A 16,941-nucleotide genomic window follows, 5' to 3' on the forward strand; every position below is an offset into this window, starting at 1 on the left:
TGGCCGCGGCCCCAACAGCGACTCCCTGTTTCCGCCACTGGCGGCGGTCGTCGTTGTTGCTCCTAACGAGGGGAGGCCTTGGCATACCGGAAAACTTAAGCTCTTCGCCAGAGGCTCCCCTCGGTAGGGGAGCTGTCTGCGAAGCAGACTGAGAGGTTTATTCTTTCTCTGCCAGCGCTTTCAGCGCCCGCATCCCGATGTCGGTGCGCTTGTGCAGCTTGTCGAAGTGGATGTGCTCCGCCGCCTCGTAGGCGATGGAGATGGCGCGGGGCAGGCCGGGCGCAGTGGCCGTCACACCCAGCACACGGCCACCGTTGGTGACGAGCTGGCCGTCCTCGGTGATGGCCGTGCCGGAGTGGTAGACCGTGACGTTCGGCTCATCGGGCAGCTGGCCGTCCACCAGACCGGTGATGGGCTTGCCCTTCTCGTAGGCCACCGGGTAGCCGCCGGAAGCGAGGATGACGCAGGCGGCAGCGCCGTCGGAGAACTTGACCTCGGTGTCGGCCAGCGTTCCTTCGGTGCAGGCGGTCATGACCTTGAGCAGGTCGCTTTCCAGCAGGGGCAGCACCACCTGAGTCTCAGGGTCGCCGAAGCGGCAGTTGTACTCGATGACCTTCGGGCCGTCCGGGGTGAGCATCAGGCCGAAGTAGAGGCAGCCCTTGAAGGGGCAGCCCTCAGTGTTCATGGCCTTGATGGTGGGCAGGAAAATTTTCTCCATGCACTCGGCAGCGATGGCCGGAGTGTAATAGGGGTTCGGCGCGACGGTACCCATGCCGCCGGTGTTCAGGCCGGTGTCGTGGTCGTTGGCGCGCTTGTGGTCCATGGAGGACACCATGGGCTTGACCACCTTGCCGTCGGTGAAGCTCAGCACACTGACCTCAGGGCCGGTGAGGAACTCTTCCACCACGACATGGTTGCCGGAAGCGCCGAACTTTTTGTCCAGCATGATCTCCTTGACGCCCTCGGCGGCCTGCTCTTCGTTCTCGCAGATGAGCACGCCCTTGCCCAGCGCAAGGCCGTCTGCCTTGATGACCACCGGGTATTTGCCCTCAGCCTTGATATACTCCATGACCTTGGCGGGGTCGTCGAAGGTCTCATACTTTGCGGTGGGGATGCCGTACTTCTTCATGAGGTCTTTCGAAAAGACCTTGGATGCCTCGATGCGGGCAGCGGCCTTGTCCGGGCCGAAAGCCGGGATGCCGACTGCCGCCAGCGCATCCACCATGCCCAGTGCCAGCGGGTCGTCCTGAGCCACCACGACGTAGTCGAACTTTTCCGTCTCCGCAAAGCCGACCATCGTTTCCACGTCGGTGGCCTTGATGTTGACGCAGTGGGCGTCATAGCCGATGCCGCCGTTGCCGGGCGCACACCAGACTTCGCCGCAGTCGGGGCTCTTCTTCAATGCCTTGATGATGGCGTGCTCGCGTCCGCCGCCGCCAACGACTAAGATTTTCTTGCTCATTTTCACGCACCTCATAACTCAACCTCTCCGTCACGGCTGACGCCGTGCCACCTCCCCTACCGAGGGGAGGCTTTGGCATTTCGGAAAGCTTTATCTCTTCGCCAGAGGCTCCCCTCGCTAGGGGAGCTGTCGAGCAAAGCGAGACTGAGAGGTTTTCTTTTTAGTGATGGAACAGCCGGATGCCGCAGAATGCCATTGCGATGCCGTACTTGTTGCAGGTGTCGATGACCTGCTGGTCGCGGATGGAGCCGCCGGGCTGGACGATGGCCGTCACGCCGGAACGGCGTGCGCGCTCGATGTTGTCGCCGAAGGGGAAGAACGCATCCGAGCCGAGGCAGACGCCGGTGACGTGGCTCAGGTACTCTTTCTTTTCCTCAGCGGTCAGCGGCTCGGGCTGACGGGTGAAGGTCTCGGCCCAGACGTCGTCACCGATGACGTCCTCGGGGGTGTCGCCGATGTAAACATCAATGGCGTTGTCGCGGTTGGGCTTTGCCACATCGTCACGGAAGGGCAGCTCCAGCACCTTCGGCATATGGCGCAGCTGCCAGTTGTCGGCCTTCTGGCCTGCCAGACGGGTGCAGTGGATGCGGCTCTGCTGGCCGGCGCCCACGCCGATGGTCTGGCCGCCTGCGGTGTAGCAGACGCTGTTGGACTGGGTGTATTTCAGGGTGATGAGGGCAATGATGAGGTCGCGCTTCTGCTCCTCGGTCACGGTCTTGTTCTCGGTGACCCAGTTGGTCAGCATGGTGTCGGCGTTGATGGCCAGCTCGTTGCGGCCCTGCTCGAAGGTGATGCCGTAGACCTGCTTGTGCTCCACGGGGTTCGGCTTGTAGGCCGGGTCGATGGCGACCACGTTGTAATTGCCTTTCTTCTTTCCGGCGAGGATGGTCAGTGCCTCCGGCTCATAGCCCGGGGCGATGATGCCGTCAGACACTTCGTGCTGGATGAGCTTTGCAGTCGGCACATCGCAGACGTCGGAGAGAGCGATCCAGTCGCCGAAGGAGGACATCCGGTCCGCACCGCGGGCGCGGGCATAAGCGCAGGCCAGCGGCGAAAGCTCCATGTCCGGGGCGATGTGGTACATCTTCCGCTCCACCTCGCTCAGAGGCAGACCGAGAGCTGCGCCGGCCGGGGAGACGTGCTTGAAGGAGGCGGCAGCGGGCAGGCCGCAGGCCTCCTTCAGCTCCTTGACCAGCTGGATGGAGTTCAGGGCATCCAGAAAATTGATGTAGCCGGGCTTGCCGTTCAGGACGGTGACGGGCAGGTCGGAGCCATCCTCCATATAAATGCGGCTGGGCTTCTGGTTGGGGTTGCAACCGTACTTCAGTGCGAGTTCATTCATTGGTGCATCCTCCTTGTGTCTTAGGTTATTCTTCCTCGGCGTCGAGCTTTTTGAGCAGTTCCAGCTCTTCGGGCAGCAGCTCCGGCTCCTCAGGGTCGTCGAGGTCGCTGCACACAGCGTCGTATTTGTTGAAGATCATGTCGCCGCTCTCGCCGGTCTCCAGGTCGATGACCCGGGCGAAGAGGCTGACCTTGTTGTCGGGGTTCAGGTTCTGCCACAGGCCGTGGGCGAAGTCGCCGATGGTACGGGGGCAGGCGAAGCGGAGCGGCTCCCCCTCAAAGCTGGGGATGGGATTGCCGTTGTGCTTGTAGGTGCTGATGAAGTGGCCTTCACCGGCCACGGGCTGGGGGTAGTCGAAGAAATAGCGCTGGACGCTCTCGCCGTTGCCGTCGGCAGACTTGAGGATGCTCATCTGGTAGCTGCCGTCTGCGTACACCACAGCGGAGATGCGGGGGGTGTAGTTGGGCTCGTCCGGCTCAAAGGTGCGGGTGCGCAGGGCGTCGGCGAAGCTCTTGCCCCGGCTCATTTCGTCAAAGATGGTGTCGGTCTGGTCGCCGTTGGTGACGATATGGGTCTTGCCGAGGGTCAGCACAGGGTTATAGATGATGAGGCTGGGGTCCTCGAGCTTGGCCGGGTCGGCAGCCATGGTGCAGATGCCGCCGCGCTCCGACACCGGGTCGAAGACGCGGTTGCGGCTGTTCTCGCTGCGGCCCATGATGAAATAGCCGATGAACACCTGACGGCCATCCGGAGCCTTTGCCACCGCGATGCCGCGGCCGGGGTACTCGTTCGCGGCCAGATATTCGTTCAGGTTGATTCTCTCCATTGTTATTCTCCTATTGTTAAACCTCTCCGTCACGGCTGACGCCGTGCCACCTCCCCTACCGAGGGGAGGCCTTGGCATACCGGAAAGCTTTGCCTCTTCGCCAGAGGCTCCCCTCGATAGGGGAGCTGTCTGCGAAGCAGACTGAGAGGTTATCTCATTTAATCTCTCCGCTGCACACCATTGCCACAGCCTTCGGCAGCAGCTTCCATTCAGCCTGCTCCATTACACGCTTCTGCAGCACCTCGGGGGTGTCGCCGGGCAGGATGTCCACGGCCTTCTGCAGCAGGATAGGCCCGCCGTCGCACTCCTCATTGACGAAGTGGACGGTAGCGCCCGTCACCTTGCAGCCCCGGGCCAGCGCGGCTTCGTGGGGGCGCAGGCCGTACATTCCCGGCCCGCAGAAGGACGGGATGAGGGCGGGGTGGATATTCAGGATGCGGCGGGGATAGGCCTCGATGACGCTGGGGCCTAACACGGACAGAAAGCCCGCCAGAACCACAAGGTCAATGTTATGTTCTTTCAGCGTTTTCAGCAGTGCGGCGTCAAAATTCTCACTGGAAGCGTAATCCTTCCGGCGGACCACCACACCCTCGACGCCCGCATTAGCGGCGCGTTCCAGCGCGTAGACGCCGGGTTTGGAGGCCACGACAAGCCTGATCTTGCCGCTGGGGTTCTCGCCCCGGGCCTCGCTGTCCAGCAGCGCCTGCAAATTGGTGCCGCCGCCGGACACTAACACTGCAATGTTCAGCACAGCTCGACACCCTCACCTTCTGCGATGACGCCCAGACGGTAAGCTTCCGGCTCGCCGTTGGCATGGAGGATCTCCAGTGCCTTGTCGGCCTGCTCAGCGGGGACGGTCAGCACCATGCCGACGCCCATATTGAAGGTGTTGAACATATCGTGCTCAGAGATGCTGCCGGTCTTCTGCATCAGGTGGAAGAGGGCCGGGGTGCGGACGTCCTCCTTCTTGATGCGGGCGCAGCAGCCCTTCTTCAGGCTGCGGGGGATATTCTCGTAGAAGCCGCCGCCGGTGATGTGAGAGATGCCCTTGACATCCACTTCTTCCAGTACTTTCAGCACAGGCTTGACGTAGATCTTGGTGGGGGCCAGCAGGGCCTCGCCGAGGGTCTTGCCGCCCAGCTCTGCGGGGGCCGTCTTCAGGACGGCGGGGTCGCCGTCGATGTCAAAAATTTTGCGCACCAGCGAGAAACCATTGGAATGGACGCCGGTGGAGGGCAGGGCGATGATGACATCGCCGGGCTTCATGGTCTCGTTATTGAGGATCTTTTCCTTGTCCACAACGCCCACGGTGAAACCGGCCAGATCGTACTCGTCCTCCGGCATCATGCCCGGGTGCTCAGCGGTCTCGCCGCCCACCAGAGAACAGTCAGCCTGGACGCAGCCCTCGGACACGCCCTTGACGATCTCGGCGATCTTCTCGGGGATGTTGCGGCCGCAGGCGATGTAGTCGAGGAAGACCAGCGGCTTTGCACCGGCGCAGATGACGTCGTTGACGCACATAGCCACGCAGTCGATGCCGATGGTGTCGTGCTTGTCCATGATCATGGCGATCTTCAGCTTGGTGCCGACGCCGTCGGTGCCGGAGATGAGGACGGGGTGCTTGTAGCCGGTGCAGTCCAGCTCAAACAGGCCACCGAAGCCGCCCAGACCACCGATGCAGTGCTCGTTCATGGTGCGGGCCACATACTGCTTCATGAGTTCGACCGAACGATAGCCGGCGGTGATGTCCACACCTGCGGCTGCATAGCTTTCCGAATAGCTCTTTTCCATTGTTATTCTCCTAACTTTTTCTCGTCCTTGGGACGGTCATTCAGGTGGCGTTCATGAATATCGGTGGAAAGCACCTCTTCCGGCTTCACCGCGTATTTGCCGGTGAAGCAGGCGGTGCAGAAGCCGCAGTTGGCGTTCTGGGCCAGCTGGACGACGTGCTCCGTGGAGAGGTAGCCCAGCGTGTCGGCGCCAATGATCTCGTTGATCTGGTCCACCGTGCGGCCGGTAGCGACCAGAAGCTTCTGGTCGGGGATGTCGGTGCCAAAGTAGCAGGGATATTTGAAGGGGGGTGCCGAAACGCGGAAGTGGACTTCCTTTGCTCCGGCGTCCCGCAGCAGCTTGATGATGCGGGCAGAGGTGGTGCCGCGCACGATGGAGTCATCCACCAGCACGACCCGCTTGCCCTTGACAGTGCTGGTCACGACGTTCAGCTTGATGCGGACGCTGTTCTCGCGCTGCTTCTGGCTGCCCTGGATAAAGGTGCGGCCGATGTACTTATTTTTAATAAAGCCGATGCCGTAGGGGATGCCGCTCTCCTGAGAGTAGCCAAGGGCGGCGTCGAGGCCGGAGTCCGGCACACCGATGACCACATCGGCCTCCACAGGGTGCTCCTGAGCCAGGAAGCGGCCTGCCTGCTTGCGGGCCTCATGCACCGAGCTGCCCTCGATGATGCTGTCGGGGCGGGCGAAATAGATGAACTCGAAGACGCACATCTGGCGGTCGGGACGGCCGCAGTGGTCTTTGATGGAGCGCAGCTCACCGGTCTTGGTGTCGGTGATGACGATCTCGCCGGGTTCCACGTCCCGCAGCAGGGTCGCGCCCACCGCATCCAATGCGCAGCTCTCGCTGGCAAAGACGTAGCCGCCGCCCGGCAGGGTGCCGATGCAGAGAGGGCGATAACCGCGGGGGTCGCGGGCCGCGATAAGCTTAGTGGCCGACATGACCACGAGGCTGTAAGCACCTTCGAGGACGTCCATCGTCTTGCTGATGGCGATTTCAATGCTGCCCATCCGCAGGCGGTTGCGGGTGACGAGGTAGCAGATGACCTCGGTATCGGAGGAGCCATGGAAGATGGCACCCTCGTTTTCCAGCTGGCGGCGCAGCTCCAGAGCGTTGGTCAGATTGCCGTTGTGGCAGAGGGCCATGGTACCCCGGCCATGGCGGACGATCATGGGCTGGGCGTTGGCCCGGACGCGGCTGCCGGAGGTGGCGTAGCGGACATGGCCGGTGGCCATGTGGGCCGTGGGCTTTGCCAGCGAGCCCAGCACCGCCGGGGTGAACACTTCGTTGACAAGGCCGAGGTCCCGGTGGCCGTTGATGACGCCGTCGTCGTTCACGGCGATGCCGCAGCTCTCCTGTCCGCGATGCTGCAGCGCGTACAGGGCCGAGTAGGCGGCAGCGGCCACGTCCTCGGTGCCGGCACGGTCATAGATGCCGAAAACGCCGCACTCTTCGTGAAGCGGGTATGCAAAATCAGACATTACAGTTCCTCGATCTCTTTCTGCAGTTTTTCTTCCTTGGCGGCGATCTGCCGGGCCATGGCGACGCGCTCAGCATCCAGCTTCGCAGCCAGTGCCTCATCGCCGAGGGCCAGGATCTCAGCAGCCAGCCAGGCGGCGTTCTTCGCGCCGTTCAGGGCCACTGTGGCCACCGGGATGCCGCTGGGCATCTGGACGGTAGCCAGCAGGGCGTCCAGGCCGTCCATCGCGCCGCCCTTCATCGGGATGCCGATGACCGGCAGGGTGGTGTTTGCGGCAAAAGCACCGGCCAGATGGGCCGCCATGCCTGCTGCGCAGAGGATGACGCCGAAGCCGTTGGCCCTGGCATTCTTTGCAAACTCCGCTGCCTCGGCAGGGGTGCGGTGGGCCGACAGGATGTGCGCCTCAAAGGGGATGTCCAGCGCCTTGAGCTGAGCGCAGGCACCTTTCACCACCGGCCAATCACTGTCCGAACCCATAATGACTGCCACTTTACGAATCATCTGTATCCAACCTCTCTTTCTCTATCTCCCGCGACGAAAAACAAAAAAGGCTGTGATGCACTTACACCACGGCCTTTTATTTCATTCTGGACAGACTGGACCCGCAGCAGGTTACACGGAGCCCCTGATGCATTCCCGTACCGGGACGGCACATGGTACCCAGCAGCTCATTTCGCATTCTGCTCATCCTCCGCAAACCTCGTTGTCCACGCTGTTCTTCTCCGGCTGAAAAAGAGTTCATGCGCTCTTCCGTCCGCCGTCTGACTACAGTATACGGCAAAAAAACGCCTTTGCAAAGAGCGTTCGGACAAATTTTCCCTTGTGTTCCCTGCTGTCAAAAAACTTTCAAAAATTTTGTGCAGTTTCGACACTGTTTTTCTTTTTAAGTACGACTTATCAGAAAATCTTTTTATAATAAATATCCTCTTAAAGGTTCTCCCCTTGGGAGAGGCTTTCAGAAGATGATCTTTGCCGTAGTCGCCCGTGCGGCCTTGATGAGGTCGGCAGGAGCGCAGCAGACCTGCGTACCGATGCGCCCGCCGGAAACGTAGACCTTCGGCTGGCTCAGCACGCTCTCATCGAAGACGGTGGTGTACTGCTTTTTCATGCCCACCGGGCTGCAGCCGCCCCGGACATAGCCGGTGACTTTGTTGATGTCAGCGACGTGTATCATCGCCACGCTCTTTTCGCCCACGCTGCGGGCGGCGGCTTTCAGATCCAGCTCTGCCGCCACCGGGATGACGAAGACGAAGTAGTTTTTGCTGTTCCCCTGCGTCACCAGCGTCTTGTAGACGCAGGCAGGGTCTTCACCGATGCTGGCGGCGACAGTCACGCCGTCCACGGCCACGCCCTCTTCGTGGGGATATTCATGCGCGGTGTAGGCCACCTTGGCCCGCTCCAGAATGCGCATGGCGTTGGTTTTTGCTTCTTTGCCCATATGTAAGACCTCTATAATTGTTAGGATGGCCCTCTCAGTCTCGCTCTGCTCGACAGCTTCCCTAAAGGGGAAGCTGGACGCGAAGCGGCCTGAAAGGGCTACTTTATTTTACCACTTTCTCTCCCAAAATTCAAAAAATTTCGGAAAGGCTATTGACTTCATGAAACTGAAGTGCTATGCTATGTCCATGCCCAATCACTTCACGATACTGAAGTTCACAATACTGAAACATCAACGGCAAGGCGGCCTCATCTCCCCTGCCGTACCAGAACAGGAAAAGGAGAACCCGCCATGATCATCGTACTCAAACAGGACGCCCCCAAAGAGAAGATCCATGAATTCTGCACCGAGCTGGAAGGCATGGGCCTGCAGATCAACGACTCCAAGGGCAGCGACACCCACATTCTCGGCCTCATCGGCGACACCAAGGCCATCGCCGAGAGCTGGGTGCTGGCAAACCCGGTGGTCGAGACCTGCCGCCGCGTGTCGGAGCCCTACAAGAAGGCCAACCGCAAGTTCCACCCGGACGACAGCGTCATCGACGTGGAAGGCGTGAAGATCGGCGGCGGCAGCTTTGCCGTCATCGCCGGCCCGTGCAGCATCGAGAGCGAGGAGCAGATCACCTATTGCGCCCAGCGCGTCAAGGCAGCCGGTGCTTCCCTGCTGCGCGGCGGTGCGTTCAAGCCCCGCACTTCCCCCTACTCCTTCCAGGGGATGCGCAGCGAGGGTCTCGACCTGCTCAAGCTGGCCCGCCGTGCCACCGGCTCTCCCATCGTCACCGAGATCATGAACACCGAACATCTGCCCCTCTTCGAGAACGTAGACCTCATCCAGGTGGGTGCCCGCAATATGCAGAACTTCGAACTGCTCAAGGCTGTAGGCCGTCAGAAAAAGCCTGTCCTGCTCAAGCGCGGCCTCGCCAACACCCTCGAGGAGTTCGTCATGAGCGCTGAGTACATCATGGCCGAGGGCAACGAGAACGTCATTCTCTGCGAGCGCGGCATCCGCACCTTTGAGACCAGTATGCGCAACACCCTCGACCTCGCCGGCGTAGTCATGCTTCATAAGATGACCCACCTGCCCGTCATCGTAGACCCCAGCCACGCCTGCGGCCACGCATGGATGGTGCCTCAGCTGGCCAAGGCCGCTGTCGCCGCCGGTGCCGACGGCCTGATGATCGAAGTCCACAACGACCCCGCCAAGGCCAAGTGCGACGGCGCGCAGAGCCTGACCCCCGACCAGTTCGATGAGCTGATGGGCTTCATCAGTAAGGAAGTGGAGTTCTTCGGCAAGAAGATGAACTAAGTTACGCTTTCAGCGTTGACAATTCACGCTGAAACGATTATACTACAAATAAAGAAGGCACTGTCCAGCAAATGGTCAGCGCTCTTCCGGCATTAAGTCAAAAAGAATGACCGCTTGCTTTCGGAGGCAGAGGCGGTCATTTCTTTTTGCCGTTGGAAATCGTCCATGTAATCTGAAAGGTCACAAAAACTGCTCCGCCAATCAGGGCAAGCAGTTGAATAACTTCACTCAGCCATTTCAGAACTGATTACTTGAGGGAAAGAGCGCCGTCCTTCTCATAGACAGTGATCTTCCAACTGCAGTATGCACGGCGGTAAACGGGGCTGCCCTCGGAGGCATTCTGCTTGGGCCAATACTTGACCTCAATGGTATCGCCATCCGCAAAGCTGCTGGTTGCAATCAGTGTCAGCTCGGTCGCAAAGGATGCATCCTCGGCGAGATAGGCGGTCTGGTGGGAGAGGTGGAGATCGCCCGTACTATCCGTGTTGCCAGCATAATAGGTGGTAGTCTTTCCGTCCGACTTCTTGGTGACTTTAACTTCAAAATCACCATCCTGAACACTGTTGCCGCTCTTGGCGGTGCAGTTCAGATTCAACGCGCAGACCAAAGTATTCCCGGAAACTGAAGACGATTTATGAGAATCGGAAGCCTCCACGCCATACAGGGTCTGTTTGCCCATTAACTGAATAGTGTCTCCTAAATGACCAGTGGTCGTATAATCTGTGTCTAAATCTTCTGCGCCTTCGCCATATTGAATCTTCGTCTGAAATCCACCCTTATAATAGATTTCAAGCGTACTTTCATCCGTCGGTCCATATGTCACGACCGTTATTTTTGTACTCTGTCCTGACGGTATCGTGGTCTGTTCGCCCTTTTCTGTTATAACAATACACGAACAGATTTTATTTCCCACTTTTGCTGTAACACTTTTGCTTATCAGCATTTTGAGATAGTTCTCATTTCCTGTGCTGATATATTGTCCAAAACACTGTTGATACTGCTGATTTGTTACGCTGTCACTTAATGTAATACCGTGGCTCGTATCGTTCCAAACATTAAAGTCCTTTTGAATTGAATAGTACTCGATTCCCGCCATTTTTTGCTGAACAAGACTTCCTGCAATCGGTTCTATCGTTACGGAGTTAGCGTTTCCACCTCCGCTGCCGCTACCACTGCAACCAGTCAGGAAAAATGCCATTACCAAGAACAGGAAGCTTCCTACTGTTACAAATTTTCTTGACCATAGTTTATTAAAGAACATTCATACCATCCTCTCATAAATTTGTAGAGCTTTTTCTCATTTTCCCACCTTACTGTATTTCTGTCAAGGATTCTTCATTCTTTTCTATTCACCTTTTCCAGGTCGTTTTCTTTTCCTGTTATCTGTGCTATACTATAGTGTATTTACAAAAAACTTCACTCTGAAAGAAAGAGGTTCACACTATGAAAGCACATATCGCACGCAACCAGAACGCCGGCGTTCCGCTGGCGCTGGGCTGGAATCTGTCCGCCGCCGACCGGGGCATCCTCGAGGGGATGGCTCCCGCCTTCGGCATGAAGCTGCTCCTCGTCTCCCCTGCCGACGCGGGCAAGACCGTCGCCCAGCTGCTGGGCGAGGTGGAGGTGAAAGCCTCCCGCACCCTCGTGCTGGAACCGGGCGCTTACCCTCCCGCACTGGTGCTGGCGAACTTCAGGGAGAAAGACCTCGACACCCTGCTGGACCTCATGAAGCAGGCACAGGTGAACATCCCCCTCAAGGCCGTGGTCACCCCGTCCAACAAGAACTGGGTCTTCGGCGACCTGCTGGCCCACCTGTCGGAAGAGCATACCGCCTTCACCGCTGCGGCAAAGGAGCAGGCATGAGCATCAAGCGTTTCGTTTCCGCTCTGCTGACCGGGGCGCTCTGCCTCGGCGTCCTCACCGCCTGCGGCTCGGCCCAGAAACCCGCCTCTTCGGGCGTGAGCGCCGACGCCCAGCGGTACAGCACCATCTTCTATGATGCCTTCGACACTGTCACGCAGGTCATCGCCTACTGCGACAGCGAGGAGGAGTTCTCCCGTCAGATGGACGCCCTCCACGCCGACTTGCTGGAATATCACCGTCTCTACGACATCTACAACGATTATGACGGCGTGGTGAATGTCAAGACCATCAACGACAACGCCGGCGTCGCACCCGTTCAGGTGGACGATAAGATTCTCGGGATGCTGGAACTGGCCCGGCAGATGTACGACACCACAAACGGCAAGCTGAACATCGCCATGGGCAGCGTCCTCCGCATCTGGCACGACTACCGCGAGGCCGCCGAAGCCAACACGAACGAGGCGGACAACAAGCTGCCCGAACAGGAGGCGCTGAATGCCGCCGCCCGGCACTGCGACATCTCAAACCTCGTCATCGACGAAAACGCCAAGACCGTCTACCTCTCCGACCCGGATATGTCCCTCGACGTGGGCAGTGTGGGCAAGGGCTACGCCGTGGAGATGGTGGCACAGGCCGCTGAGGCCCGGGGCCTGAAAAGCGCCCTCATCAGCGTGGGCGGCAACCTCCGCGCCATCGGCACAAAGCCCGACGGCTCCCAGTGGTCGGGCGGCGTGGAGAACCCGTGGAACGCCTCGGACGTCTACACCGCCAGCTCTTCCTACGTCTCCGGTGTCAACATGAGCGACATGGCCCTCGTCACCAGCGGCAACTACCAGCGCTACTACGTCGTGGACGGCGTGCGCTACCATCACCTCATCGACCCGGACACCCTCTGGCCCGCCCGCTACTTCGACAGCGTGAGCGTCCTCTCCCCCGACTCCGGCGCAGCCGACTGCCTCACCACCGGCCTGTTCTGTATGTCCTTTGAGGATGGCCAGAAGCTCATCGAGTCCCTCGACGGCGTGGAAGCCCTCTGGTGTACCCCGGACGGCGAAGTCATCCAGTCCAGCGGATGGGCCGACCACGAGAAAAAGTAACAGAAAGCGAAAGTCCCCTCTTCGTCACGGTTCTTGCTCCAATGACGAAGAGGGGACTTTTATATACTATATTCCGCGCGTTCACTCTTCCATACAGGCATACTTTGCCATTAGGACAGCCCCGCCGGTCACGAGTGCAACGACAAGCTCCACCACCCAGACAGATGCCACTGCACTGAGCAGAACGGACAGCGAGTCGATGACAAAGTGGAACAGATACGCATTGAGCAGGTCTTTCTGGGACTTTTTGCGGATGGACTGGAACACCAGAATCGACAGGCTCAGATGGAGCACCACCGCAATGATCCGCTCCACGCCGCCTGCAAAAAACGTCAAGCTCGGTGTCGTCCACAGCGCCGAAAGAGCCGCTGCCGTGTCTGCCGCCTTCTCTGCGTCAAGAGTCGCCAGCTGTGCAGACATGGTGCCGGAATTTATCATCACGGCACTTGCGATGTTGCTGATAGATGCCACGCCGCACAGAAGCATTGCCTCCACGCCGCCGTGTCCGGCACCATACATAAAGGCATTCGGAAAATCCATCGGCTTCACCAGAAACCTCATGGCGATGTAACGACCGGTCTCTTCAAAAAGAGCTGCCATCAGGCCGCCATAGACTGCGTATAGGATCACGCTTCCGGTCAGCGCTTCTCCGGCCAGCTGGAACACGATGCGATGGATAGCAGCTTCCAGCATCAGCACCATCACGAAGAAAACGCCGCACCCGATAAAGAACGGTGCAGTCTTCGCGCCCAGCTTCTTCTTTGCGTAAACGAAGAGGCCTATGGGAAGTGCGAAGGAAACGACAAGCGAAAACACCATGCCTGCGATGCTTGCCCCGGGTACCATACCTACTGTCATAGTCACCCTCCCTGCCGATATACCATCGGCGTTTTTGCAAGGCCTGCCCCCGGAGGGGAGCAGGGTCATTCAATATCCAGCTCCGGCGGCAGGTCGATCTGATCGGAGACGTACCGGCCGTTCTTTTTGCGCTGACGCACACACTCGGTGAGGAGATACTCGATCTGCCCGTTCACCGAGCGGAAATCGTCCTCAGCCCATGCGGCAAGGGCCTCGTAGAGCTTTGCGTTCAGGCGCAGGGGGATCTGCTTTTTGGGCTCTGCCATCAGTACAGGCTGCCGCTGTTCACGATGGGCTGTGCGTCCCGGTTGCCGCAGAGCACCACCAGCAGGTTGGAGACCATGGCCGCTTTACGTTCGTCATCCAACTCCACCACTTTGTTTTCGCTCAGCCGGTCCAGTGCCATCTCCACCATGCCCACGGCGCCGTCCACGATCATCTTGCGGGCGTCGATGATGGCGCTGGCCTGCTGGCGCTGGAGCATCACTGCAGCGATCTCCGGCGCATAGGCCAGATAGGTGATCCGGGCCTCCACCACCTCGATGCCTGCCTCAGCCACGTTTTTCTGGATCTCGTCCCGGATGCGGGCCGCCACCACCTCCGAGGAGCCCCGCAGGCTGCCCTCGTCGGCCACGCCGTCTCCGGTGGTGTCCACGTTGGGGGCCACATCGTAGGGGTACACCCGCACCACGTTCCGCAGGGCGCTGTCACACTGGAGGGAGAGGTACTCCTTGTAGTTGTCCACATTGAACACCGCCTTGGCAGTGTCGGTGACCCGCCAGATCACGGCGATGCCGATCTCCACCGGGTTGCCCAGACAGTCGTTGATCTTCTGCCGGGAGTTGTTCAGGGTCATCATCTTCAGGGAGATCTTTTTGCTTACGCTGCTTGAGGCGAGCTGGCTGTTCTGGCCGCTGACGCTCAGCAGGGCGGCTGCGCCGCTCTCCTTGCTGGTCACGTCCCCGCTCTGGCTCAGCCGGGTGCCTGCGGCAGGGTTGACGGCGGCGCAGAAGGGATTTACCCAGTAAAAGCCCTGGCCCTTCAGGGTGCCTACATAATCGCCAAAAAGGGTAAGCACCAGAGCCTCCTGGGGCTTGAGTACCTTCAGGCCGCAGAACAGAAAAATGCCTGCGATCCAATAGCCAATGGACAAAATCAGCAACGGGATGCCCGGCAGCAGCCGGTCGTCCTCCAGCAGCAGGACGCTGCAAACGAACAGGGCAATGGATGCCGCATAGCCCAGCAGGGTGAGCAGCAGTACCGCCATGCCGTTTTTGCGGGCGTTCAAAATTTTCTCTTCCATAACAGTTCCCTCCTTATGGGGTCGGAAGCGTTTCTTTTTGATACCAAAATCATATCACTTCGCCGCACCGCTGTCAAGAGAGGGACGCAAAAAAAGAGCCCGCCCATCCGTAAAATGGACAGGCAGGCCCTTTGTTTATGGAGAAAAATGGAGAAATATCGTTTAGGAGGGAAGTTTTAACGCTTATACTTCGCAGCAGTCTGCAGACGCTGCATGGCGCGGTCCAGAGCGATTTTGGTCTGGTAATACTCGTGCATACTCTGCTTATGCTGCAGGCGCTCTTCGGCGCGGATGCGGGCAGCCTCGGCACGGTTCTTGTCGATGTCCTCGGGGCGCTCGGCGCTGTCCACCAGCAGAAGCACGAAGGTGGGCGTCACCTCAGCGATGCCGTCGCCGACCAGAATCTCGCGGGTCTCGCCGTCCACAGTGAACTTGAGCATTCCCATGTGGATAGCCACCAGCACCGGGCTGTGGCCGGCCTGAACACCGTAGACGCCGTCCTTCACAGGCAGCACCATGCTCTCGCAGCTGCCCTGATAGAACTCACCGCTGGAAGCCGTGATGTTGAGGATGAAGCTGTTCATCAGGCCTCACCGCCTTTTTCCTCCGCCAGCTTGTCCGCTGCCTTCTTGCGGGCGTCGTCGAGGGTGCCTACGTTGAAGAAGGCCCACTCGGGCAGGTCGTCGCACTTGCCGTCCACGATGGCGGCAAAGCCCTTGACCGTCTCGGCCAGCGGCACATATTTGCCGGGCAGGCCGGTGAAGTTCTCAGCCACCGAGAAGGGCTGGGACAGGAACTTCTGCAGTTTACGCGCACGGGTGACGGTGAGCTTGTCTTCCTCGCCCAGCTCGTCCATGCCCAGAATGGCGATGATGTCCTGCAGTTCCTGATAGCGCTGCAGCGTTGCCTGCACCTTGCGGGCCACGCGGTAGTGCTCCTCGCCCACGATGTCGGCTTCCAGAATGCGGGAGGTGGAAGCCAGCGGGTCCACGGCGGGATAGATGCCCTGCTCGACGATTTTACGGCTCAGGACGGTGGTAGCGTCCAGATGAGCGAAGGTGGTAGCGGGGGCGGGGTCGGTCAGGTCGTCGGCGGGGACGTAGACGGCCTGCACCGAGGTGATGGAACCGTCGCGGGTGGAGGTGATACGCTCCTGCAGAGCGCCCAGCTCGTTGGCCAGCGTGGGCTGATAGCCGACAGCCGAGGGCATACGGCCCATCAGAGCGGAGACCTCAGAGCCTGCCTGCACGAAACGGAAGATGTTGTCGATGAAAAGCAGCACGTCCTTGTGGGTCTCCTCGCGGAAATACTCGGCCATGGTCAGGCCGGTCTCCGCCACCCGCATACGGGCTCCTGGGGGCTCGTTCATCTGGCCGAAGACCAGCGCGGTCTTGTTCAGGACGCCGGAGGCGTTCATCTCGCCCCAGAGGTCGCAGCCCTCACGGGAGCGCTCGCCGACACCGGTGAAGATGGAGTAGCCGCCGTGCTCGGTGGCCACGTTGTGGATAAGTTCCTGGATCAGGACGGTCTTGCCGACGCCTGCGCCGCCGAACAGACCGATCTTGCCGCCCTTGGCGTAGGGGGCCAGCAGGTCGATGACCTTGATGCCCGTTTCCAAAATCTCAGTAGCGGGCTTCTGCTCTGCAAAGCTGGGGGCCTTGCGGTGGATGGGCCAATGCGGCACATCGTCCACAGAGCCCTTGCCGTCGATGGGGCGGCCCAGCGGGTCGAACATACGGCCCAGCGTGGCCTCGCCCACCGGGGCAGTCAGGCCGTGGCCGGTGGCGGTGACTTCCATACCCTTGCCCAGACCTTCGCTGGCCGAGAGCATGATGCAGCGCACCGTCGATTCGTTGACGTGCTGCGCCACCTCCATCGTGCGCTCGGTGCCTTCTGCGGTCACGGTCAGCGCTTCCTGCAGGGCAGGCAGTCGGCCTGCGGTGAACTGCACGTCCACCACAGGGCCGGCCACGCGAATAATTTTTCCCTGTATCATAGATTTGCCTCGTTTATTATCGCAAGTCAAGAAATTAGTGCAACATCCAAACAGCATATTTGCGATATGCAATTCAACGCTGTTGCTGTTGCATTAAAAAGTTGAATTGCTATAGATGTGTCAACCTCTCCGTCACGACTGGCGTCGTGCCGCCTCCCCTGGCGAGGGGAGGCTATGCGG

Annotated in this window: 17 protein-coding genes; 3 read left to right on the plus strand and 14 right to left on the minus strand. The window is 59.6% G+C overall.

Annotated features, from left to right (window positions below; genetic code table 11):
• Positions 1 to 157: 157 nt before the first annotated feature.
• From purD to ybaK, 8 genes are all read right to left on the minus strand, one after another.
• Positions 158 to 1,462, minus strand: coding sequence for a phosphoribosylamine--glycine ligase (purD, locus tag AAAU26_RS07320; protein WP_227619335.1), 1,305 nt, complete (start codon positions 1,460 to 1,462; stop codon positions 158 to 160).
• 160 nt (positions 1,463 to 1,622) lie between these two features.
• Positions 1,623 to 2,804 (minus strand): phosphoribosylaminoimidazolecarboxamide formyltransferase, encoded by a 1,182-nt coding sequence (locus AAAU26_RS07325; protein WP_015563617.1) that lies wholly within the window; start codon positions 2,802 to 2,804, stop codon positions 1,623 to 1,625.
• A gap of 25 nt (positions 2,805 to 2,829) precedes the next feature.
• Positions 2,830 to 3,630, minus strand: a complete 801-nt coding sequence (locus AAAU26_RS07330; protein ID WP_227619336.1) for an IMP cyclohydrolase — start codon at positions 3,628 to 3,630, stop codon at positions 2,830 to 2,832.
• A gap of 154 nt (positions 3,631 to 3,784) precedes the next feature.
• Positions 3,785 to 4,381 (minus strand): phosphoribosylglycinamide formyltransferase, encoded by a 597-nt coding sequence (purN, locus tag AAAU26_RS07335; protein WP_227619337.1) that lies wholly within the window; start codon positions 4,379 to 4,381, stop codon positions 3,785 to 3,787.
• On the minus strand, positions 4,375 to 5,421 hold the full coding sequence (purM, locus tag AAAU26_RS07340) for a phosphoribosylformylglycinamidine cyclo-ligase (RefSeq protein ID WP_149794089.1): 1,047 nt from the start codon (positions 5,419 to 5,421) through the stop codon (positions 4,375 to 4,377). The genes purN and purM overlap by 7 nt, the downstream gene beginning before the upstream one ends.
• A gap of 2 nt (positions 5,422 to 5,423) precedes the next feature.
• Entirely contained in the window at positions 5,424 to 6,902 is a 1,479-nt protein-coding gene (purF, locus tag AAAU26_RS07345; protein ID WP_158396628.1) for an amidophosphoribosyltransferase, read from the minus strand.
• A complete protein-coding gene (purE, locus tag AAAU26_RS07350) occupies positions 6,902 to 7,402 on the minus strand; it encodes a 5-(carboxyamino)imidazole ribonucleotide mutase (protein WP_149794091.1) in 501 nt (166 codons plus the stop codon). The genes purF and purE overlap by 1 nt, the downstream gene beginning before the upstream one ends.
• A gap of 454 nt (positions 7,403 to 7,856) precedes the next feature.
• Complete coding sequence (gene ybaK, locus AAAU26_RS07355) at positions 7,857 to 8,339, minus strand: Cys-tRNA(Pro) deacylase (RefSeq protein WP_158387997.1); 483 nt, start codon at positions 8,337 to 8,339, stop codon at positions 7,857 to 7,859.
• A 291-nt stretch (positions 8,340 to 8,630) separates the two neighbouring features.
• On the opposite strand from ybaK, the gene aroF reads away from it, so the two are divergent.
• Positions 8,631 to 9,644, plus strand: coding sequence for a 3-deoxy-7-phosphoheptulonate synthase (gene aroF, locus AAAU26_RS07360; protein WP_227619338.1), 1,014 nt, complete (start codon positions 8,631 to 8,633; stop codon positions 9,642 to 9,644).
• A 247-nt stretch (positions 9,645 to 9,891) separates the two neighbouring features.
• Here aroF and AAAU26_RS07365 read toward each other — a convergent pair whose 3' ends face one another.
• The gene (locus AAAU26_RS07365; RefSeq protein WP_227619339.1) at positions 9,892 to 10,905 is read right to left on the minus strand and encodes a hypothetical protein; all 1,014 of its coding nucleotides are present in this window, start codon (positions 10,903 to 10,905) and stop codon (positions 9,892 to 9,894) included.
• Between the two features lie 182 nt (positions 10,906 to 11,087).
• Between AAAU26_RS07365 and AAAU26_RS07370 the strand changes: the two genes are divergently transcribed.
• Together AAAU26_RS07370 and AAAU26_RS07375 are read left to right on the plus strand one after the other, a co-directional pair.
• The gene (locus AAAU26_RS07370; protein ID WP_227619340.1) at positions 11,088 to 11,507 is read left to right on the plus strand and encodes a DUF3783 domain-containing protein; all 420 of its coding nucleotides are present in this window, start codon (positions 11,088 to 11,090) and stop codon (positions 11,505 to 11,507) included.
• The gene (locus tag AAAU26_RS07375; RefSeq protein WP_227619341.1) at positions 11,504 to 12,604 is read left to right on the plus strand and encodes an FAD:protein FMN transferase; all 1,101 of its coding nucleotides are present in this window, start codon (positions 11,504 to 11,506) and stop codon (positions 12,602 to 12,604) included. Before AAAU26_RS07370 ends, AAAU26_RS07375 begins: the two co-directional genes overlap by 4 nt.
• An 81-nt stretch (positions 12,605 to 12,685) precedes the next feature.
• On the opposite strand, the gene AAAU26_RS07380 is transcribed toward AAAU26_RS07375, so the two are convergent.
• From AAAU26_RS07380 to atpD, 5 genes are all read right to left on the minus strand, one after another.
• A complete protein-coding gene (locus AAAU26_RS07380; RefSeq protein ID WP_227619342.1) occupies positions 12,686 to 13,462 on the minus strand; it encodes a YhfC family intramembrane metalloprotease in 777 nt (258 codons plus the stop codon).
• A gap of 65 nt (positions 13,463 to 13,527) precedes the next feature.
• Positions 13,528 to 13,728 carry a type II toxin-antitoxin system antitoxin gene (locus AAAU26_RS07385; protein WP_015563606.1) on the minus strand — a complete coding sequence of 67 codons (201 nt, stop codon included), beginning with the start codon at positions 13,726 to 13,728 and terminating at the stop codon, positions 13,528 to 13,530.
• Positions 13,728 to 14,765: an SPFH domain-containing protein gene (locus tag AAAU26_RS07390; RefSeq protein ID WP_158402301.1), complete on the minus strand. Its 1,038-nt coding sequence runs from the start codon at positions 14,763 to 14,765 to the stop codon at positions 13,728 to 13,730. Before AAAU26_RS07390 ends, AAAU26_RS07385 begins: the two co-directional genes overlap by 1 nt.
• Positions 14,766 to 14,941: 176 nt before the next feature.
• Positions 14,942 to 15,349 (minus strand): ATP synthase F1 subunit epsilon, encoded by a 408-nt coding sequence (gene atpC / locus AAAU26_RS07395; RefSeq protein ID WP_015563604.1) that lies wholly within the window; start codon positions 15,347 to 15,349, stop codon positions 14,942 to 14,944.
• Positions 15,349 to 16,761, minus strand: coding sequence for a F0F1 ATP synthase subunit beta (gene atpD, locus AAAU26_RS07400; protein ID WP_015563603.1), 1,413 nt, complete (start codon positions 16,759 to 16,761; stop codon positions 15,349 to 15,351). Before atpD ends, atpC begins: the two co-directional genes overlap by 1 nt.
• Positions 16,762 to 16,941: the final 180 nt, after the last annotated feature.

It is taken from the genome of Faecalibacterium longum (assembly GCF_040094125.1).
GTDB classification, from domain to species: domain Bacteria; phylum Bacillota; class Clostridia; order Oscillospirales; family Ruminococcaceae; genus Faecalibacterium; species Faecalibacterium longum.